Source organism: uncultured Algibacter sp. (assembly GCF_947487575.1).
In the GTDB taxonomy this organism is placed as follows: domain Bacteria; phylum Bacteroidota; class Bacteroidia; order Flavobacteriales; family Flavobacteriaceae; genus Algibacter_B.
In genome coordinates, this window is record NZ_CANKXG010000001.1 from 161,563 (window position 1) to 184,625 (window position 23,063).

The window sequence follows — 23,063 nt, forward strand, 5'->3', positions numbered from 1 at the left end:
TTATGACTAAAAAGAAAAACAAAAAGAAAGTTGAAAAAGAGTTTGGTTTATCGTCATGGGCAATAAACAATAAAACCACTATGTATGTGGTTATGGCTGTTATGTTCTTCTTAGGTGTATCTGCTTTTTTTGAAATGCCTCGAGAAAATTTCCCAGAAATAAAAGAAACTAAAATTTATATAAGCTCACTATTTCCAGGAAATACAGCTGAAGATATTGAGAAATTAATTACCGATCCATTAGAAGACAAACTAAAAACAGTTAGTGGTATGGTAGAAATTACTTCAACATCTCAAGAAGATTATTCTATGGTTATTGTTGAGTTTGATGAAGGTGTAACCATTCCAGAGGCTAAACAATTAGTTAAAGACGAAATTGATTCTGAAACTTCTGGTGAGGACTGGCCTACATTTAATGGTGCTAAAGTTGAACCTAACGTTTTTGCTTTAAGTATGAGTGAAGAAATGCCAATTCTTAACATCAATATTTCTGGAGATTATACTGTAGAAAAACTAAAAGAGTTTGGCGAATATCTTCAAGATGAAATTGAAAACCTTAAGGAGATTAAGAAAGTTGATATTCGAGGCGTACAAGACAAAGAAGTAGAAGTTGCTGTAGATATTTATAAGATGATGGCGGCGCAGGTTAGCTACAGCGATATTATCAATGCTATAAACGGAGGTAATGTAACTATGTCTGCTGGAAATCTTATTTCTAGCGGACAAAGACGAACCATTAGAATTTTGGGCGAAATTGAAAAACCTTCAGAACTAGAAAACTTCGTTGTTAAATCTGAAAACAATAATCCTATTTATTTAAAAGATGTTGCAGAAGTTTCTTTTAAATCGAAAGACAGAACTACTTATGCTAGAGAATACGGCCATCGTGTTATAATGCTAGATATAAAAAAACGTGCAGGCAAAAATATGGTAGCAGCAGCAACCGAAATTTACGAAATAGTTGATAATGCAAAAGCCAATGTTTTTCCTTCAGATTTAACAGTCACTGTTGCTAATGATCAATCAAACAAAACCATCGGGCAAGTGGATGATTTGGTTAACAACATCATTTTTGGTGTTATATTAGTTGTAACTGTACTTATGTTCTTTTTAGGCTTTAAAAACGCTATTTTTGTTGGGTTTGCCATTCCAATGTCAATGTTTATGTCTTTAATGATATTAAACATGTTTGGCTATACACTTAACACAATGATTTTATTTGGTCTTATTATGGGACTAGGTATGCTTGTGGATAATGGTATTGTAGTAGTAGAAAATGTATATCGACTCATGGACCAAGAAGGTATGAGTCGAGTTGAAGCTGCAAAAAAAGGAATAAGTGAAATTGCATTTCCAATTATTATTTCCACAGCAACTACTGTAGCTGCTTTTATTCCGCTTGGTTTATGGCCAGGGGTTATGGGGGAATTTATGAAGTTACTACCAATAACTTTGGCAACAGTTTTAGGCTCCTCATTATTTGTAGCTATCTTTTTTAATTCAGTTCTAGTTTCAGAGTTTATGAGTACTGAAGACAAAGATTTGCCACTTAAAAAAATTATTAAAAATTCAATTATAATAGGTTCAATTGGTATTCTAATTTTTGTTACTGGCGGTGAATACAGAGCTCTGGGCACATTAATGATCTTTACAGTTATTATGCTCTGGGTATACAGATTGTTTTTACGTAAATGGGCAAATGCTTTTCAAAATAAAGTATTACCCAGATTAGAAAATTGGTATGAAGGTATTTTACGAGGTGCTTTATCTGGTAAAAAACCATACTGGTTAGTTGCTGGTACATTTGCATTACTAATTGCTTCATTTATGTCTTTTGGTGCATCTGTTGGTTCCCAACGAACAAAAATAGAGTTCTTTCCAGACAATAAACCTAATCAAATTATTGTCTATATAGAATATCCTCAGGGTACAGATATAGAAAAAACAAATGCCATTACTAAACAAATTGAAACAAAAGTATATACTACTTTAAACAGCTCAGAATATATGGATGGTGAGCACAATTTCTTGGTAGAAAGTGCTGTTTCGCAAGTAGGAGAAGGAGCAGGTAACCCTCAAACTGATGGTGGTTCTGCAGCAGAAATGCCACACAAAGGAAAAATTACAGCCTCAATGCGTGAGTATAAATACAGAAAAGGAGAGGATAGTGAGTTACTGCGTCAAAAAGTTCAAGAAGCATTAGTTGGTATTTATCCCGGCGTTTTAATTTCGGTTGAAAAGGATGCTGCCGGCCCACCCGCTGGAGCCCCAATTAATATTGAAATTGAAGGGAGCGATTATGGCGAGCTAATCGCTACCGCCGAAAAAATGCGTGATTTTATTAACACTAAAAATATTCCTGGGATTGATGAATTAAAAATTGATGTTAATAAAGATAAACCCGGAATGAAAGTTTTTGTTGACAGGGAAAAAGCTGGTGAATTAGGTGTTAGTGCATCTCAAGTCGGACAACAAATACGTAACTCTATTTTTGGTGCAAAAGCAGGTATATATAAAGAAGATGGGGAAGATTATGATATATATGTACGTTTCAATAAAGAAAATAGATATAATACAAGTGCTATTTTCAATCAGAAAATCACATTTAGAGATATGGCTTCTGGACAAATTAAAGAAATCCCTGTTTCTACATTAGCAAAGCAATCCAATAATTCTGGATTTAGTGCTATAAAACATAAAGATACTAAGCGTGTTGTAACTGTGTACTCTGCTTTATCTCCTGGTTTTACAGATGCAGGTGCTATTGTTAATCAGGTTCAGAATGAAATGAAAGCCTATAAAGGTTTACCACGCAATATTAAGATTGATTATACAGGACAAATTGAAGAACAAAACAAACAAATGGCCTTTTTAATGGGAGCATTATTTACAGGTTTAGGTCTCATTTTCTTCATCCTTATTTTTCAATTTAATTCCATTTCAAAACCAACAATCATTATGATTGCTATACTTTTAAGTTTAATAGGTGTTTTTGGTGGTTTAGTTATATCAGGCAATCCGTTTGTAATTATGATGACCATGATGGGAATCATTTCCCTTGCAGGTATTGTTGTAAACAATGGAGTGGTATTGCTTGATTATGCGCAATTACTTATTGATAGAAAAAAACACGATTTAAATTTAGAAGATAACGCATATCTAAGCAAAAACCATTTATTCGAAAGCATAGTAACTGCTGGTAAAGCACGTTTAAGACCTGTATTATTAACAGCAATTACTACAATTTTAGGACTTATTCCGTTAGCCATTGGGTTTAATATTAACTTCTTTACTATGTTTAAAGAGTTTAATCCAAATATTTATATGGGAGGCGACAATGTTATTTTCTGGGGACCTTTGGCTTGGACCGTTATTTACGGGCTTTTAGTAGCTACATTTTTAACCTTAATAGTAGTACCTATTTTATTCTACTTAGTAACTAATTTCAAAATGTGGTTGTATAAAGATAGAGTTTCAATTCATGAAGAATTGATTGCTCAAGAAAATTTCAATATGGATAAACGCTTAGATTAATTTCTAAACAATGAATTAAACAACTTGATTCAAGTTGTTTAAAAAAGATCCTTTTGTTCTTATTTCAAAAGAATTAGTTAATAGCGAAGAAAAGCCCCAACAATTGTTGGGGCTTTTTGATTAATAATTCTAGAAGTTATGTAAATTTGCACATCAAAATTTCACTATGTACAGAAGTCATAATTGTGGCCAATTAAGAGTTGCAAATATAAATACAGAAGTTACCTTATCAGGTTGGGTTCAAAAATCTAGGGATAAAGGATTTATTGTTTGGGTAGATTTACGCGACCGTTACGGTATAACTCAATTAGTGTTTGATGAGGAACGTACGACTAAAACCTTAATAGAACAAGCTCAAAGTCTAGGTCGTGAGTTTGTTATTCAAGTAAAAGGAACTGTTATTGAGCGTGCATCAAAAAACCCAAATATACCCACTGGTGATATTGAGATTTTAGTTTCAGAATTAACCATTCTAAACGAAGCTAAATTACCGCCTTTTACTATTGAAGATAAAACAGACGGTGGTGAAGATTTAAGAATGAAATACCGTTACTTAGATATTCGTCGAAATCCTGTAAAAGAGAGTTTAATTTTTAGACATAAAGTGACTCAAGAAGTTAGAAATTATTTATCCAAAGAGGGTTTTATTGAAGTTGAAACACCTTATCTGATAAAATCGACCCCCGAAGGTGCTCGCGATTTTGTAGTCCCGTCAAGAATGAATGAGGGACAGTTTTATGCTTTACCACAATCACCTCAAACCTTCAAACAATTGTTGATGGTTGGTGGTATGGATAAATACTTCCAGATTGTAAAATGTTTTAGAGATGAAGATTTACGTGCCGATAGACAGCCAGAATTTACACAAATTGATTGTGAAATGTCATTTATCGAGCAAGAAGATATTTTAAATGCGTTTGAAGGTTTAACACGCCATTTACTAAAAGAAGTAAACGGAGTTGAAGTTGAAAAATTCCCTAGAATCTTATACGATGATGCCATGCGCTTGTATGGAAACGACAAGCCAGACATTCGTTTTGGGATGGAGTTTGGTGAGTTAAATGAGGTTGCCCAACATAAAGATTTCAATGTATTTAATTCAGCAGAACTCGTAGTTGGTATTGCTGTTCCTGGAGGAAACACGTATACCAGAAAAGAGATTGATAAATTAATTAACTGGGTGAAACGTCCACAAGTAGGGGCATTAGGTATGGTTTATTCCCGTTGTAATGATGATGGAACTTTTAAATCGTCTGTAGATAAATTCTACGATCAAGACGACTTAGCAAAATGGGCAGAGGTAACAGGAGCAAAACCAGGTGATTTAATTTGTGTGCTTTCTGGCGATACAAATAAAGTGCGTGCACAACTAAGTGCTTTACGTATGGAATTAGCAGAACGTTTAGGTTTGCGTAAACCTAATGAGTTTGCTCCGCTTTGGGTGATGGATTTTCCATTATTAGAATGGGATGAAGAAACAGAACGTTATCATGCCATGCATCACCCATTTACATCACCAAAACCAGAGCAATTAGAATTATTAAAAACAGACCCAGGAGCTGTAAAAGCCAATGCTTATGATTTAGTTTTAAACGGAAATGAAATTGGAGGTGGTTCTATCAGAATTCATGATGCAGCAACACAAGCATTAATGTTTGATTATTTAGGCTTTACCCCAGAAGAAGCTAAAGCACAATTTGGGTTCTTAATGGATGCCTTTCAATATGGCGCACCACCACACGGTGGTTTAGCTTTTGGATTGGATAGATTGGTTGCTATTTTAGGCGGACAAGAAACCATAAGAGATTTTATTGCATTCCCAAAAAACAATTCTGGTCGAGATGTTATGATAGATGCTCCGGCTAAAATAGACGATGAACAATTAACAGAATTAAGTTTAAAACTTAATTTGAAATCATAAAATTAAAATCCTGCTTTTGCAGGATTTTTTTATTAGTTTTATACATGCCTTCATACACTAAAAAACTGTTGCGCAAATTTCTAATCTGGAAATACAAACATATTTCAGAGCGGCAGTTTGTTTATATACTTAGTGTTTTGGTAGGTTTTTTAGCAGGTATTGGAACCGTTACTTTAAAAAACCTTACACACTACATAGGGCATTTTTTTAGTCAATATATTTTTAAAGACTATCAAAGCACATTATATTTTGTATTGCCTATTATTGGGCTTTTGCTGGTATATATTATTAAACAAACTTGGTTAAAAAAACATATAGGTCATGGTATTTCAACAACTTTACATGCCATTTCCAAACTAAACGGTATCATCCCAAGATATAATATATATGCAGCATTAATAACAGCACCACTAACGGCTGGCTTTGGTGGATCAGTTGGGTTACAAGGCCCCGCTGTTAGCGTAGGTTCTGCATTAGGTTCAAATGCAGCGCGCCTTTTTCACATGAATACAAAAACGCGAATGCTTTTAATAGGCTGTGCTGCCGCAGGCGCAATGGCATCAATGTTTAAAGCCCCAATTGCAGCTATTGTATTCGCTATTGAAATTTTCAGTCTTGATATTGCTTTTACCTCATTAGTACCACTTTTATTAGCATCAGTTTCTGCTGTTGTTACATCATATATGTTTTTAGGAACCGATGTATTATTACGTTTTGAGTTAACCGATAAATTTGTTGTTAACGACATTCCTTTTTATATTCTTTTAGCACTTGTTACAGGTTTAGCATCCGTATACTTTTCCAAAGTGTTTTTTGGCATTACAAACTTTTTTAAAAAATTTGAAAGTCGAGCCATACGATTATTAATAGGTGGCTTAGCCATTGGTACCATGTTATATTTTGTTCCACCTCTTTTTGGTGAGGGTTACGGTATTATGAATAATCTACTAAAAGGCGATCATTTATCTGCAATAGGCACCACACCTTTTAATTTAGATTTATCAAACATTTGGATAGTTATAGGACTCTTATTAGGTATTGGTTTTTTTAAAGCCATAGCCATGACCACTACTTTCGGGGCAGGAGGTGTAGGTGGCGTATTCATTCCAACCTTAGTTATGGGAAATGTTTTAGGAAATGCATTTGCAAAAATCATTAATAATTTAGGTCTAGGATTTGACGTTTCAGAATCTAATTTTACATTAATTGGAATGACAGGTTTAATGGCGGGCGTATTACACGCACCTTTAACCGCCATTTTCCTAATTGCAGAAATAACAGGTGGTTATGAGCTTTTCTTACCACTTATGATTGTATCTACCATATCATTTGCTATTACAAAGTACTATATCTCCCACTCCATTTATACATTAAAATTAGCACAACGCGGAGAGCTCATGACGCATGATAAAGACCAAAACGTTCTTATGGTTTTAGATATTGATAAAGTGATAGAAACTAATTTTATAATTTTAAAACCCGAAATGAAACTGGGAGACATCCTAAAAAATGCAGTTGCTAAATCCTCCAGGAATCATTTTCCTGTAGTAAATGATAAACACGAGTTTTTAGGCGTAATCCGTTTAGACGACATAAGGCACATGATGTTCGACGCAAACCTATACAGTAAAGTAGAAGCCTCTAGCCTCATGCATGCTGATAGAGGGATTATAAACTATGATGAAGATAACATGACCGTAATCATGGATAAATTTAAATCAAGTGGCGCATGGAATTTACCAGTAATTAAAGACGGTAAATATTATGGTTACATTTCAAAATCCAAACTATTAACCGCATACAGACAGCAATTAATCAACTTTACATAGTAGTTTTAATTATGAAATATATTATTCTCATATTAACAATCTCAGCCTTAGTAAGTATCATTTTAGGATTTACTTTAGATGTTAATTATTCTGAAAAACTCATTGGTTTCGGTGTATCTGGTCTATTTTTAGTAGTTTTCCCTTTGTACACATATTATAGCTGGAAAGATAAAAACATGAAAGATTATATGCTCACAAAAGAAAATTTAGATAAAATGAGAGAGAATCAACGTTTAAAAAAGTATTAATATTTGAGTGTACCCCTCTAAAAAAGGGGGCGGGAAAATTTGTTAAAGTCATTCCATTCTTTAAAATACATCAATTCAAATTCCGCTTCTCAACAAAAAAAAGTTTCATGAGTGCAGAAGCCTCATCTGCCATAATACCACCCTCAATCTTAGTTTTAGGGTGCAACTTCGTTTTCAAATTAATACAACCACGCTCTACATCTCTAGCACCATACACGATTTTAGAAATCTGACTCCAATACAAAGCTCCAGCACACATTTGGCAAGGTTCAAGCGTTACATATAACGTACATTTTTGAAGATACTTACCACCTAAAAAATTAGCTGCGGCCGTAATAGCTTGCATTTCTGCATGTGCCGTAACATCAGTTAAGGTTTCTGTTAGGTTATGGCCGCGTGCAATAATTCTATTATCAATAGTAATAACAGCACCAACAGGTATTTCTCCTTTTTCAAAAGCAGCCTCAGCTTCCTGTAGCGCTTTCTTCATAAAATAAGAGTCATCAAAAGGTTCTATCATAATAGCAAAAATACAAATTCATTCTTGTACTTTTGCCCTGTGCAAAAAAGTCTATTAAACCATATTAAGTCCCCAACAGAACTCCGTCTTTTAAATCAAAAAGAGTTGCCTCTACTTGCAAAAGAGTTGCGTGAGTTTATAATTAATATTGTTGCCATCAAAGAAGGACATTTAGGTGCCAGCTTAGGTGTTGTAGAACTTACTATTGCATTACACTACGTTTTTAACACACCCATTGACCAACTAATTTGGGATGTTGGACATCAAGCCTATGGACATAAAATTTTAACGGAACGAAAAAACATATTTGACACAAACAGACAATTAGGCGGTATTAGTGGATTCCCAAAACGTGAAGAAAGTATTTACGATGCTTTTGGAACTGGACATTCCTCCACATCTATTTCGGCAGCCTTAGGTATGGCAATAGCTTCGCAGTTAAAAGGTGAAAATAAACAGCATATTGCCGTAATTGGCGACGCTTCGATTGCCAGCGGAATGGCATTTGAAGGTTTAAATCATGCTGGTGTTACTGATGCTAACCTTCTTGTAATTTTAAATGATAATGCTATTGGCATCGACCCAAGTGTTGGCGCATTAAAACAATATTTAACCAACGTAAAAAAGGGTACTCAAAAGCAAGATAATATTTTTGAAGCTTTAAATTTTAATTATTCTGGACCTATTAATGGGCATGATGTTAATACGGTTATTTCAGAATTAGAACGTTTAAAAAATGTGAAAGGCCCTAAATTTTTGCATGTTATAACAACAAAGGGAAAAGGACTAAAACAAGCAGAAACAAACCAAGTAAAATATCATGCACCTGGGAAATTTGATGCTAAAACAGGTAATTTGGCAGCTAAATCTAATAAAGCGCAGCCACCAAAATATCAAGATGTATTTGGTTATACTATTGTAGAATTAGCAAAAGCAAATAAAAATATAGTTGGTATTACCCCGGCAATGCCAACAGGATGTTCGTTAAAATATATGATGGATGAAATTCCAGACCGGGCCTTTGATGTAGGGATTGCCGAACAACATGCTGTAACTATGGCGGCAGGTATGGCAACACAAAGGTTAATTCCGTTTTGCAACATTTACTCAACATTTTTACAACGGGCATACGACCAAATAATTCATGATGTGGCTTTGCAAAAACTACCTGTTGTATTTTGTTTAGATCGTGCTGGTTTAGTGGGCGAAGATGGCGCCACCCACCACGGTATTTTTGATATTTCTTATTTACGTTGCATCCCAAACCTCATCATATTTGCACCACGAGATGAAGTGGAGCTACGCAACATTATGTATACGGCGCAATTGGGTTTAAAGCAACCTATTGCCATTCGCTACCCGCGTGGTAGAGGTGTAACTTTAGATTGGAAACAATCTTTTAGTAAAATAGAAATTGGTAAGGGTAAACAAATTAAACAGGGTAAACAATTGGCTATTTTAAGTATTGGTACTATTGCCAAAAATGTAACTGAAGCTACTACAAGTTTAGATATTTCGCATTACGATATGCGTTTTGTAAAACCCTTAGATAAAAACTTATTACACACCATTTTTAAAAGCCACGACAACATTGTAACCGTTGAAGATAATGCTATTACAGGTGGTTTTGGCTCTGCTATTCTAGAATTTGCGGCAACGTATAATTATAAAAATACCATTAAAATATTAGGTATTCCTGATGCTTTTATGGAGCATGGAAAAGTTAGCGAATTGCAGGCCTTAATTGGATTAGATGTAGAGGGGTTAAAAAACACCTTTTGTAGTCTAAAAGAAGTTACTTAAATGTGTGAGATAACAAGAAATCTTAATTTAAAACGTAACGATTCCAAAATTTAGCATGACTATTTGCTTGGTCTTCTATATTAAAAATCCACCAATTTTCTACACAATCTGAATAATCTACACCATCATAATGAATATCGGACCACTCATGAGGAAATTTATTTGGAAACGCTTTATCAATTAAATTATATGCTTCTGTCCAGAGTACCCTCGCTTTTATGTTTGATGAAGTTTTAGCTTGTAGCATCCACTTTTTGTCTTTACTTCTATACCCAGGAGTTGAATAAATACCTCTATCTTTCTCCTCTGAAGCAAAAGCCATATTACCATCATCTATAGCAAAATAGGTGGTTTTGGTCTTTACATACTCTAAATCTTTAGAATCGGCATGGTCTTCATTCCACTTACTATGTTGTACAATAATTATATTAGACTTAACTGTTGCTTCTGGAATGATTTTTAATACTTCTAATATCCAATCTGCTGTAATGTTTGATTGTCCTGCTTCTTGAACCCAAACTTTTCCGCCTTCCTTCAATATAGAAACTACTTTATTTGTAATATTTTCTACTGCCGCTTCCCAATCTTTATGTGCGTTTGTCCAATTATTACCAAAGGCAATATTTAATAAACTACTTGAATCAATAAAATTTCCTTCCTGTATACCTATTGCTCCAGCAACCGCATAATAGTTTACACCATTAAGGTCTTTATGTAATAGCATACACCCTAAAGCTGCTTGTGCATGGAGATCATCTGGATCGGGTTTACTATCAAACTGCGCAATTAAAATATCTTTTTTTGTATTGAAAAAGGGGCGTTCTAAGAACGCTTTAGAGCTACAAGATGCTACTAGCAAGGTGATAAGTACTATTTTTATTTTCATATTATTTTACTTTATGTAAGTATTCTAGTTTTTTATTTGTGTCTTTAAATATAAATTAACTTTAGTAAATATGCTCTGCGTTAGGGATTGAACGGCATGTTTGAAATCCCCGCCGTAGGAGGGATTGAGTAGTGAAAGCCCGACCTCCCGATAGCTATCGGGAGTGGTAACGCTCAAACTAATAACTTAAAACTCTATACCTTTTATTTTTTTATAATCTAATATTGCCTTGCTATCTGACAATAATGACACGTAATAACAAACACTAGACAATCTATTATATAAGCTTGATTCATCAACTTTTATAGTTTTTGGTAATCCTTTTAAAATTAGCTTATCATAGTTTGATCCCTTATTAATGAAACAGTTATTTATGGCAGTTGTATAGGTGTTTAATAGTGTATTTATAACGCCGTAGCCCGCAATTTCTTTATCTATAACTTCGGTAGATTGATAGATTTTTTCAACACTAATTTTAATGACATCATTTATTTGCGCTTCGTATTTGCTTTTATCAAGCAAGGCACAATCGAAATTACCTTTTAAAATAGCATCTTCATTTTCCATAAAAATATCAACAGCCTCATTTATAAGTGAGCCTATAGCCAAAGCACGCAAATACCCTACACGATCTTCTTTGGTGGAAAGCGCATAATAGTTTTCGGGTTTAATATTATCTCTGATGATTTTAGACAGATATTCTAAAGCAAATTCTTCTTGAATAAGTCCTAAATTAATACCGTCTTCAAAATCGATGATAGTATAGCATATATCATCGGCAGCTTCCACCAAAAATGCTAATGGATGTCTTGAAAAACTTAAATCTGTTTGGCTTCTTTTTAATAGACCTAATTCATTGGCTACATCAATAAAACCATCTTTTTCAGACTGAAAAAAGCCGTATTTTTTATCTACTATATGTTTGGTTGGTTTTTTGGGAAGAGATTCTTTTGGATACTTCATAAATGCGCCTAGTGTAGCGTAACTTAATCGTAATCCTCCGTGCCTACCGACTCTGCTTTCGGTTAAGATTTTAAATCCATTGGCGTTGCCTTCAAAATCGCATAAATCTTGATATTCTTTTTCGGTTAATTGCGATTTGAATTGCTTCCCGTTTCCTGTTTTAAAAAATTCGCCAATAGCTTTTTCTCCTGAATGCCCAAACGGTGGGTTTCCAATATCGTGTGCTAAGGATGCCGCTGCAACAATAGCTCCAAAATCATTAACTTGATAACCATGTGTGTTTTGTAAATGTGGATGCTTTTCTAATATTTTTTTACCAATACGACGTCCTAAAGACCGTCCAACCACGCTAACCTCTAAACTGTGTGTTAAACGGGTATGTACAAAATCGGTTTCAGATAACGGGATTACTTGTGTTTTATCTTGAAGGCTTCTAAATTCTGAAGAAAAAATAACGCGATCATAATCGGAATCGAATACCAAACGGGTTTCGTCTTGTTCTTTTCTTAGTCGTTTATTAGTGTCGCCAAAGCGTTTTAAGGATAGAAGTTGTTCCCAGTTCATAATATTCATTTAAAGCTGGAGCAATATAGCAAAGAATTTCCTTTATATTATTTTAAAACGCACCCATGTTTTGTGTTTTTTTCATAAACAAAAATCAATTCCTCCGGATGAAATACCCAAAAAAAGGTAAAAAACAAAGTTATCCTTTGTTAACATTAAGGTAACCTTTTAATCATTTTTCTTTAATGATTTGATAACATAAAATAATGATGTCTGAGTGTACTTTTGCACTGTAATTAATAATATACATGAAACACATTTTATACATCGCCATCTTTTTTATCTCTGTAGTTTCTTTTGCGCAGAACACAGGTGAAATAAACGGTAAATTATTGGATTTTGAATCTAATAACGAGCCTTTAATGTTTGCTAAAGTTTTAATTAAAGAAACGGGGGCAGAAGTTTTATCAGACGAAAAAGGTTTTTTTAAGTTTGAAAACTTAAATGATGGAGAATATACTTTGGTAAGTAGCTTTACAGGTTATGAAACGAAAGAATCAAAAATAAAAGTAGCATCAAATCAAACAACTACTTTTAAAATAATACTTGAACCTAGTACTATTTCTTTGGAGGATTTAATGATGACGGTTGCTAGTGTTGACAAACCTCAAACATCTACAATAAACAATTAGCTAGTAGTGTGTCTTGAACACTATATATAACAAAAAGCAGCTTCCATTATAAAAAGCTACTTTTTGTTTTTACTTCTTTAATAGAACTACTACTGCTATTCAAATATAAATTCCGAATACTTTCTTGGAATAAAAATAGTTGTATTGATTATCAAGGAACTACATTTTAATGTTAACTAAATGTAACCAATATTGAAAATACACCTGATTAGTTAACACTATCCTAACACTTTTATTACGGTTCTTTAATCCTAAGGTAACATACTGTTCATAATACGGTAGTTTCTTTGCGGCAAGAAATTAAATGAACTAATGAGAAAAATTTTAATATTATTTACACTCTTAATCACAGCGTTTATCCATGCTCAGAACACAGGTTCTGTAAGGGGAAAACTAACCGATAAAGAATATAATAATGAGCCGTTAGCTTTTGCCAATGTACTTTTAAAAGGAACAACCATTGGAACAACGTCTGACTTTGATGGTTTTTATAGCTTTGAAAATATTGAACCAGGAACTTACACTGTCATTTTCAGTTTTGTTGGTTACGAAACTCAAGAAATCAGCGCCATTATTGAAGCTGGAAAAACCACAGAAATTAATGTAATTATGAGTGCCAGTGCTGCATCTCTAGACGAAGTTGTAATTACAACAACTAAATCTAGAGAAAGTGAAACTGCTTTATTATTTGAACAAAAGAAAGCGGTTGTAATTAAAGAAAGTATTGGTGCAACACGTTTATCTAAAATAGGAGTGTCTGACGCTGCAACTGCAACTACCAAAATTTCAGGTGTAACTAAAAGTGAAGGATCTGGAGACATATATATTAGAGGTTTGGGAGATAGATACCTATCAACTACCATGAATGGTTTACCTATACCTTCTGATGATGTTAATAATAAAAATATTAATCTGAGTTTGTTTTCAACTAATATGATTGAAAATGTAGGGATTAGTAAAACATATACAACGCCTAGTTATGCAGACCAAACTTCAGGTAATGTTGATATTACTTCTAAAGGATATTCTAAGAAAGGAGCCTCTATTAGTATTAGTTCTGGATACAACACTAATGTTTTAGACTTAGATGGTGATTTTAAAAGAAGTGTTGCAACAGAAGACGTAACTCTAGGTTTTCATAAAAAACAGTTTGCTCCTGTAGATTTGATTACAAATCAAAGTTGGGATCCTATAAAACAAAACAGTATTGGGAATTACGGAATATCACTTTCTGGAGCTCAAAAATTTGATGTATTTGGAAAAGAACTTAAAGTATTTGTTGCTGGTTCTCACTCTAAAACATCACAATATCAAGAAGGAATTTTTAGAAGTTATAGATCTAATATCTTAGATAACGAATTTACTGATACCGAATCTTTTAGTACCAAAACAAACACTACTGGTTATGTAAATCTAGGGCTAAAATTAAGCGATAATCACAGGCTTAAAATTAGCAGTTTATCTGTTAATACAAGTAATGATAATGTTTACGAACAAGGTAGAAATGGTGAAGGTTATGTATTCGATCAAGACCCACAGGAAGATGGCGCTTTTGTTAGGGACCAAAACTTTAAACAAACCATTTTATTAGTAAACCAAATTCAAGGTTCACATGACTTAAAAGAGAACAACAAACTAACTTGGGCTGCAGGTTACAACTATGTATTAGCACAAGAACCAAATAGAATTAGAAACGAAGCTAATATATTGGATGCAAATACAGTACAATATGCTCACGTTGGAGATTTTCAACAAAGAAAATCAAACCAAAAAATTAAAGACATAGAATACAATGCCTATATAAACGATGCCATTTCTTTTGGGACATTAGATGAAGATGAAAATCATCCATTTAAATTAAATTTTGGGGCAAACTTCCGTCAAAAAGACAGAGTATTTAGCTCTTTATTTATTGGTGTAAGAGCAAGAGATTTTCAAGTACCCTCTGTAGACCAATTTTCAGAAACATTTACTGATGAGAATTTTGATAACGGACTAGTTCTAAGAGAAAGGGAAGCAGATAGATACGATGCAGACTTAAATGTTATGGCTGGTTATGCAAATTTAGATTTTCATTTTGGCGAAAAAATTTCTGGTAATGCTGGTGTAAGATTTGAGCGCGATGAAATTAACGTTTTATGGGATGTTTCCAACTATGTTGGACGAGTTGGATCTATTAAAAAAGAATATTCTGAATTATACCCAAGTTTAAACTTAAAATACGAATTAAACGATAAGCATGCTATACGTTTTGCTTCTAGCTTAACTCAAACTTTACCAGAGTTTAAAGAATTAGCACCTTTCGAATATGTATCACCAACAGGTCGTGTTACAAGAGGTGATCCAGACTTAGAAAAATCGACTGTTATTAATGCCGATTTAAAATATGAATTTTTCCCTTCAAAAGGGCAATTACTTTCTGCAACGGCTTTTTACAAAGACATTAAAAACCCTATTAACTTAGCGCAAACAAGAGGGTCTTCAGGAATATTTGAATATGCCAATACAGGTGAAAACGCTAATATTTTTGGTTTAGAATTTGAAGCTAGATTAGGACTTCTTGAAAATGAAGATGAAGAAAGTATTTTAGATTTTAACACCAACATTACAAAAATGTGGTTTAACCAAAATTTACTAGAAGAATTTCAATATAACAATATGACGGAGTCTGATTTACAAGGTGCTTCAGATTTAATCTTAAACAGTTCATTAAGTTATAATAGTAAAACCGAAAAAGAGTTTAATGCTACCTTAACAGGCAACTATTCTTCAGATAAGGTTTTCGCTCTAGGTTCTCCAGAAGACTTTAGCAACAGTGATGTTCTTTATAATGATGAAATTATTGAAAAAGGATTTTTTACTCTTGATTTTGTATTAAGTAAAATGTTAACCGAAAAATTACAAATTAAATTAGTTGGTAGAAATTTACTTAACCCAGACATTCAACAAACACAATTAATAAGAGATATTAATACAGGTGTTGAAACTGATGAAGTGGTTCTATCATACAAAAAAGGAGCTCAATTAAACCTAAGTTTGAAATACGATTTTTAATTGTAAATAAGCACCTATTTAAAATTTACAAAACCTATAAAAAGGTTTAAAACTATAGAACAATCCTCAATAAATAATATTGAGGATTGTTCATTTTTAGACAAGTCTTAAGGGAAAATTAGCAATTAACACAGGCTTAACATAAATGCTTATTTAGCTAACGAAAGGTAACCTATGCTTAATATTTAATTAATCAGAAAGCAACACCAATCCATTTAATTTGCAGAGTAAATAAAAATAATAAATCAAAATTTAAATAAAAATTAGAATGAAAAATTTATTTGTAAAACTATTAAGTATATCCATGGCCTTTGCAGCTTTTACTTTAACAAGTTGTGACTCTGAAGATCCAGATCCTATAACTAGAGAAACAACAGAAGTTATAGAAAATCTAGAAGCAGGAATACTAAAAGGAACGTTGGACGAAGATTACACACTTACTGCGTCAACTGTATACAACTTAACTGGTCAATTTATTATTGATGATGGTGCAACATTAAACATTCCTGCAGGAACAAGAATACTGGCAGATAATGGTGGAACTGATGTTTATATAGCAACTTTAATGGGTGGTACGATTAATATTAATGGATCTGCTGGAAATCCAGTTATTATGTCATCTGCTGATGGTAATCCTGGAGATTGGGGAGGTTTAACATTGTGTGGTAAAGCTACAACTACTGCTGGTGTTGATGCAACTGCAGAGGTTGGCGGTTTTATTTATGGTGGTAATGATGATTCTGATAGTTCAGGAATTATTAGATACTTACAAATATCTGGAACTGGTGCTCAAATTAACTCTGAGTCTCAATACAATGGTGTTTCTTTTTACGCAGTTGGTTCTGGTACTTTAGTTGACAACCTTGCCGTAATAAATGGTGATGATGATGGTGTTGAGTTTTTTGGTGGAACTGTTGAAGTTTCTAATTTATACTTAGAAAACAATAGTGATGATGCTATTGATTGGACTGAAGGATGGAGTGGTAGCGTTACGAACTCATACATTTCGCATACCGTTGCTGGTTTCTCTACTGTTTTTGAAGGAGATAAAGATAATGGTAACCCAGAATTTAATAACATTACAGCTGTATCAACTGTTGGTGGAACTGCTTTACAATTCAAGAAAACTTCTGGCGGAACAATTGATGGTCTTTCATTAGTAGGTTATGATGTTGATTTAGATATGAAAGATGGTGGAACTGTAACAAACGTTACTTTTTCTGATGGTTATATTCCAGTTGCTATTAATGAAGACCCTGCAACAGACGGCTACTTTTACTCTTTAAGTACAACTGCAGTTGGCAACACAACTTTAGATGATTTTCCATGGGTAAGTTCAGATATTTCTTTTGAGAGCAGCATACTTCAAGGTGCCGTAACTGGTGATGTTACTCTTGATGCTTCTATTTCCTATGTCCTTAATTCTTCTTATATTGTACAAGATGGTGGAAAATTAACAATTCCTGCTGGTACAAGAATTACTGCTAGAGATGGTGGAACTGGAGTTTACATAGCCATTTTACAAGGTGGTGAAATAGATGTACAAGGTACTTCTACCAACCCAGTAGTAATTGCTTCTGCAGTTGCTAGCCCAGGTGATTGGGGAGGTTTAACAATTTGTGGTAATGCTACGACCTCTGCTGGTGTTGATGCTGTTGCTGAAGTTGGTGGATTTATATATGGTGGAACTAATGATACTGATAATTCAGGTTCTATTACATACCTTGTTCTTAAAGGAACTGGTGCTCAAATTAACTCTGAGTCTCAATATAATGGTGTATCGTTATACGCTGTAGGTTCTGAAACAATACTAGAAAACATTTCTGTAATTAATGGTGATGATGATGGTATTGAGTTCTTTGGAGGAACTGCATCTGTAACTAACATTTACTTAGAAAACAATAGCGATGATGCTATTGACTGGACTGAAGGATGGAACGGATCTGTAACTAATGCTTACATTTCGCATACAATTGCTGGATTCTCTACAGTTTTTGAAGGAGACAAAGCAAACGGAAACCCAACATTTAGTAATATTACAGCAATATCTTCTGTTGGAGGTACTGCATTACAATTCAAGAAAACTTCTGGTGGAACAATAACAGGATTACACTTAACTGGATATGATGTTGATTTAGACATGAAAGACGCTGGAGATTTATCTAACGTACAAATTAATGGAGCCGATGCTGATGCTACTTTAGTTTCTGGTGAAACGTCTAAGTACACATTAAACTCAGGAAAAGATGGGACTGCTTTAGACATCTCTGCATGGGCATGGAAAAGTGCTAGTTTATAATAACTAAAAAAAGATACGTATAAAAAAAGCATCCTGAAAATCAGGATGCTTTTTTTGTTTTTCACTTGGCTATAAAACTATAACGAAGCGACATTATTTTCATAATTGACTTCTTTTTTAGATCCGTCAATCCAATAAATCCATTTGCCGACTTTTTTTCCATTATCATAATTTGCAGAAACTGTTTTCTTGCCTTCTGTGTTAAAGCTTAACCAAACACCTTGTAATTTACCATCTGCTGTGTAAGAACCTGTTTGGCTTACAACACCATTGTCATGATAATAAACAACATCAATTAAGTTTGTGTCTTTATTAAGTTTTAATTCTCTTTCTTTTTGACCAAAAGAGACCACAGTAATTAAAAAGGCAAAAACAAATAATAACTTCTTCATAATTATGGGGGTTTTAACATTATGATATAAAGATATAAAATACATAACATTTACGCAACTCTCCCGTAACATTAATTTAACATTAAAAATGTAAGCAACTGGTTTTAAATTGATTAATACTAAACATTTAACATTGAAATATTAATAATTACTTAATATAGCGGTTACATTAAGATTACCTTAAACGGCGATATTTGCTATGTCTTAAGACTAAATCAATTAGTATTTCATATAACTATTAGTTTTTGTCGACTACATTATCATGATTTCTAACGAGACTGCCTTGGCCAAGGCAGTCTTTTTTTTGTTAAATTATTTAACAATTAGGAAACATTAGCCTCGCAAAATATTTGGTTATTTGCAGCGACAAAAACTAATATTTTAATAATGAAATTTAATTTTTTTTTAGTGCTATGTTTAAGCACTATTCTATCAGTTACATCACAAGAAATAAGTGATACATCATTTGGTAAAGGTCTAATTAACTTTACTGCTAAAGACAGTTCATTCAGTATTAAGTTTGCGCCACGTTTTCAAATGCGATACATGGGATCATGGAATCATGATGGAAATCAATATGGTTCTCCAGAACATAACATACTTATAAGACGTGCACGTTTAAAATTTGACGGTTTTGCTTATAGCCCAAAATTAAAATACAAAATTGAGTTAGGGCTTTCTAATCGAGACTTATCTGGGGGTAATCAATTTAATCGAAATACACCTCGTTATATACTTGATGCTGTTTTAATGTGGCATTTTGCTAAAAACTGGGAACTTTGGGCAGGACAAACTAAATTACCTGGTAACGTTGAGCGTGTTATATCTTCTGGTAATCTTCAATTTATAGACCGCTCTCTACTTAACAGCCGTTTTACTTTAGACCGTGATATTGGTATTCAATTACGTCATAAATTTTATTTAGGAGACAATTTTTTAATTCGCGAAAAAGTGGCTTTATCGCAAGGTGAAGGACGAAACGTTACTGAAGGAAACGAAGGTGGATTACAATACACAGGCCGTTTAGAATTATTGCCTTTCGGTGCTTTCAAATCTAAAGGTGATTACAGTGCATCTGATTTAAAAAGAGAAGAAAAACCAAAACTATCGTTAACATTTACATATAACTTTAATGAAAATGCGGTTAGAGAAAGAGGTTTTACTGGTGATTATATGTTTACAACTGAAGATGAGTCTAAAAATGGACCTTTACACGAAACAGATCAAACTACCGTTTTCGTTGATGCTATGTATAAGCATAATGGTTTCTCTTTTATGGGAGAATATGCTAAACGTACTGCCACCGACCCTATCTTTACCAACTCTGGAGACCCTTCAACTACTGATGATGATATCGAACATATCGTATTAACAGGTAACGCATTAAACTTACAAGCTGGTTATTTATTTAAAAGCAACTACGAAATTGCTGGTAGATTTACAACTATAAACTACGAATCTGTAACTAAAAAACTTCCAGTAAAGCAATATACACTTGGTTTTAATAAATTTGTACATGGGCATAAACTAAAAGTACAAAGTGATATAAGTTATACATCCCTTGATGGAAATGAAGATAACATTACATTTAGACTAGGATTTGATTTCCATTTCTAAAACATAACATTTAGGTAACCTTATACTCATATAGTAAAATGATATTTGCAAACTTATTTTAATTAAAAAATTATGGATAATATTTATTTATTAATGCTAATTGCCATAACTGCACTAGCTGTGTTTGATATTATTGTTGGTGTAAGTAATGATGCTATTAATTTCCTAAATTCTGCAATTGGTTCTAAAGTATTGTCTTTAAGAACAATAATGATTGTTGCTAGTTTAGGTATTTTTATTGGAGCCGTTTTTTCTAGCGGAATGATGGAAGTAGCCAGAAAAGGTATATTCGTTCCAGCACAATTTGAATTTGGTGAGATTATGCTCATTTTTATGGCTGTAATGATTACTGATATTTTACTACTAGACTTCTTTAATACACTAGGGCTTCCAACCTCAACAACAGTTTCTATTGTATTTAATTTATTAGGTGCAGCTGTAGTAATGTCTTTAATTAAAATAAGTCATTCTGAAACCGAAACTTTTGCAGACTTAGCTAACTATATAAACACTGAAAAGGCTATTACAATTATCTCAGGTATTTTATTATCTGTTGTTATTGCTTTCTCTGTAGGTGCAATTGTGCAATGGGTTTCTAGACTTATTTTTACGTTTAATTACGAAAAAAAAATAAAGAGTTTTGGAATTATCTTTGGTGGTGTTGCACTTACTGCAATTACTTACTTTATTTTTTTAAAAGGACTTAAAGGCACACCTTACTATAAAGAATTAAAAGGATTATTAGAAGGCAATGAGGTATATACCATTCTTGGAAGTTTTGTGTTCTGGACATTGTTTTCATTCATATTCGAAAAATTGACTAAAAAAACTGTACTACTTGTTGTAATTGGTATTGGTACATTTGGATTAGCCTTAGCATTTTCAGGAAACGATTTAGTAAACTTTATAGGTGTACCTATGGCAGCTTATCATTCTTATGAAGCATGGATTGCTGGCGGTATGGATGCAGCCATGTCTATGGAAGTTTTAGACAAAAAAGTACCTGCAGAACCTTTATTACTTTTTATAGCTGGTACTATAATGGTATTAACCCTATGGTTTTCTAAAAAAGCAAAAACAGTTGCTGAAACGGAATTAAGCTTATCTCGCCAAGGTGAAACTCACGAAAAATTTGAGCCTAATTTATTATCTAGATCAATCGTAAAAGGATCTAGTCAATTATCTAACTATTTTAGTGTTCTTTTACCAAAATCAGTTCAAAATAAATTTGCTAAAAGCTTTGATAAACCAGAAGTAGTTTTAACTAAAGATCAGAGTATTGATGCGCCTGCATTTGATATGATTAGAGCATCTGTAAACTTAATGGTAGCTGGTGTATTAATTGCAATAGCCACTTCTATGAAATTACCATTATCTACAACCTATGTTACGTTTATGGTAGCAATGGGTACATCTTTAGCAGATAAAGCTTGGGGAAGAGAAAGTGCTGTGTATAGAGTTGCCGGTGTATTAAACGTAATTGGCGGATGGTTTGGTACTGCACTCGGTGCATTTATTGCTGCAGGAACGGTAGTATTCTTAATTAGTTGGAATCCTAAGGTTATGATACCCATTTTATTGCTTTTAACTGCAATACTATTATATAGAAATTACAAATCTCATAAAAACAAATCGTCTAAAACACCAGATGAAGATAGTTTAAAAACAACTGGTAGCAGATCTGTACAAGGTGTTATTCTTGAAAGCGCAGGGAATATTGCAAATGTTGTAAAACGTGGTAATAAAATTTACTCTAACGCTATTAATGGTTTAGCAAAACAAGATTTAACTTCGCTTAAGAAAAATAAAAAACAAGTCACAAAACTTTCAGAAGAAGTAGATAGCCTTCGTGATAATATATTCTATTTTATTAAAAACTTAGACGAAACAAGTTTACGCGCAAGTAGTTTTTATATCAATATTTTGGGGTATTTAGAAGACATGACACAATCTCTTGAGTATATATCTAAAGCAAGTCATAAACATATTAATAACAATCATCAAAAGCTTAAGTTTAGCCAAATAAAAGAACTAAAAGTCATTGATGATACACTAGAAATTCTTTTTAGAGATACCAAAGCAGCATTTGATTCTCGTTCGTTTGAACAAATTGAATCAATCCTTAATCGTAAAAAAGAAGTTCTTGATTTAGTAACCGAAAAAATCGTTAATCAAGTAGCAAGAACAAGAACTGAAGAGTCTAGTCCAAAAAATACAACGCTTTATTTTGGATTATTACTTGAGACTAAAGATTTACTTAAAGCAACTATGAGCCTTTTAGAAGAATATCATAACTCTCATGATGCTTCTGTTGAGCCAGCAACAATATCTAGTCCAGATTCAGAAGAAGCATAAACACAAACAATAATAATAGAAAAAGCGCCTTATTAATAGGTGCTTTTTCGTTTTATCAAAAAGAATAACTATTAAATAAAAACGATATGATTTCTACAAACGAATATTTTGAAGGCAATGTAAAATCTTTAGGTTATACCTCAGCAAAAGGAAAATCTACCGTTGGTGTAATGGAAGCTGGCGAATACGAATTTGGAACATCTACACACGAAACAATGATTGTTATAGAAGGTGAAATGACTGTAAAACTTCCTGGAGTATCCAACTGGAAAACTTATAAAGATGGAGAAGCTTATGAAATTAATGCTAATGAAAAATTTCAAGTAAAAGTTTCTGAGCAAACGGCTTATTTGTGTCAGTATAAATAATTTTAAAAAAAATAGAATAAGTTAAAGCACACTTAAAAGTGTGCTTTTTTAACACAAAAACTTGACATCAAGCACTTTA

The 23,063-nt window shown here is 33.1% G+C and carries 15 protein-coding genes; 11 read left to right on the forward strand and 4 right to left on the reverse strand.

The features are described from left to right. Positions 1-2 precede the first annotated feature (2 nt). The 4 genes from Q0870_RS00680 to Q0870_RS00695 all read left to right on the forward strand — a co-directional run bounded on the left by Q0870_RS00680 (position 3) and on the right by Q0870_RS00695 (position 7,531). Positions 3-3,533 carry an efflux RND transporter permease subunit gene (locus Q0870_RS00680; RefSeq protein ID WP_298550146.1) on the forward strand — a complete coding sequence of 1,177 codons (3,531 nt, stop codon included), beginning with the start codon at positions 3-5 and terminating at the stop codon, positions 3,531-3,533. Between the two features lie 166 nt (positions 3,534-3,699). Continuing rightward, entirely contained in the window at positions 3,700-5,454 is a 1,755-nt protein-coding gene (gene aspS, locus Q0870_RS00685) for an aspartate--tRNA ligase (protein ID WP_298550148.1), read from the forward strand. 44 nt (positions 5,455-5,498) lie between these two features. Then, a complete protein-coding gene (locus Q0870_RS00690) occupies positions 5,499-7,283 on the forward strand; it encodes a chloride channel protein (protein ID WP_298550149.1) in 1,785 nt (594 codons plus the stop codon). Between the two features lie 11 nt (positions 7,284-7,294). Beyond that, positions 7,295-7,531 (forward strand): hypothetical protein, encoded by a 237-nt coding sequence (locus Q0870_RS00695; RefSeq protein ID WP_298550150.1) that lies wholly within the window; start codon positions 7,295-7,297, stop codon positions 7,529-7,531. A 70-nt stretch (positions 7,532-7,601) separates the two neighbouring features. Here Q0870_RS00695 and Q0870_RS00700 read toward each other — a convergent pair whose 3' ends face one another. Continuing rightward, a complete protein-coding gene (locus Q0870_RS00700; RefSeq protein ID WP_298550152.1) occupies positions 7,602-8,051 on the reverse strand; it encodes a nucleoside deaminase in 450 nt (149 codons plus the stop codon). 39 nt (positions 8,052-8,090) lie between these two features. Here Q0870_RS00700 and dxs point away from each other — a divergent pair, with 39 nt between their 5' ends. After that, positions 8,091-9,854: a 1-deoxy-D-xylulose-5-phosphate synthase gene (gene dxs / locus Q0870_RS00705; RefSeq protein ID WP_298550154.1), complete on the forward strand. Its 1,764-nt coding sequence runs from the start codon at positions 8,091-8,093 to the stop codon at positions 9,852-9,854. A 22-nt stretch (positions 9,855-9,876) separates the two neighbouring features. Here the strand turns inward: dxs and Q0870_RS00710 are convergent, their stop codons facing one another. Together Q0870_RS00710 and dgt are read right to left on the reverse strand one after the other, a co-directional pair. Continuing rightward, entirely contained in the window at positions 9,877-10,740 is an 864-nt protein-coding gene (locus Q0870_RS00710) for a hypothetical protein (RefSeq protein ID WP_298550156.1), read from the reverse strand. 186 nt (positions 10,741-10,926) lie between these two features. After that, entirely contained in the window at positions 10,927-12,267 is a 1,341-nt protein-coding gene (gene dgt / locus Q0870_RS00715) for a dGTP triphosphohydrolase (protein WP_298550158.1), read from the reverse strand. 248 nt (positions 12,268-12,515) lie between these two features. Between dgt and Q0870_RS00720 the strand changes: the two genes are divergently transcribed. From Q0870_RS00720 to Q0870_RS00730, 3 genes are all read left to right on the forward strand, one after another. Further along, complete coding sequence (locus Q0870_RS00720) at positions 12,516-12,899, forward strand: carboxypeptidase-like regulatory domain-containing protein (RefSeq protein ID WP_298550159.1); 384 nt, start codon at positions 12,516-12,518, stop codon at positions 12,897-12,899. Between the two features lie 312 nt (positions 12,900-13,211). After that, complete coding sequence (locus Q0870_RS00725; protein ID WP_298550160.1) at positions 13,212-15,953, forward strand: TonB-dependent receptor; 2,742 nt, start codon at positions 13,212-13,214, stop codon at positions 15,951-15,953. 268 nt (positions 15,954-16,221) lie between these two features. Continuing rightward, positions 16,222-18,252: a hypothetical protein gene (locus Q0870_RS00730; protein WP_298550161.1), complete on the forward strand. Its 2,031-nt coding sequence runs from the start codon at positions 16,222-16,224 to the stop codon at positions 18,250-18,252. Between the two features lie 77 nt (positions 18,253-18,329). On the opposite strand, the gene Q0870_RS00735 is transcribed toward Q0870_RS00730, so the two are convergent. Then, complete coding sequence (locus Q0870_RS00735; protein ID WP_298550162.1) at positions 18,330-18,644, reverse strand: nicotinic acid mononucleotide adenyltransferase; 315 nt, start codon at positions 18,642-18,644, stop codon at positions 18,330-18,332. Positions 18,645-19,031: 387 nt separating this feature from the next. Here Q0870_RS00735 and Q0870_RS00740 point away from each other — a divergent pair, with 387 nt between their 5' ends. From Q0870_RS00740 to Q0870_RS00750, 3 genes are all read left to right on the forward strand, one after another. Next, complete coding sequence (locus tag Q0870_RS00740; RefSeq protein WP_298550163.1) at positions 19,032-20,261, forward strand: porin; 1,230 nt, start codon at positions 19,032-19,034, stop codon at positions 20,259-20,261. 72 nt (positions 20,262-20,333) lie between these two features. Then, entirely contained in the window at positions 20,334-22,616 is a 2,283-nt protein-coding gene (locus Q0870_RS00745; RefSeq protein WP_298550164.1) for an inorganic phosphate transporter, read from the forward strand. Between the two features lie 86 nt (positions 22,617-22,702). Beyond that, positions 22,703-22,984, forward strand: a complete 282-nt coding sequence (locus Q0870_RS00750; protein ID WP_298550165.1) for a pyrimidine/purine nucleoside phosphorylase — start codon at positions 22,703-22,705, stop codon at positions 22,982-22,984. The last annotated feature ends 79 nt before the right edge of the window (positions 22,985-23,063 follow it).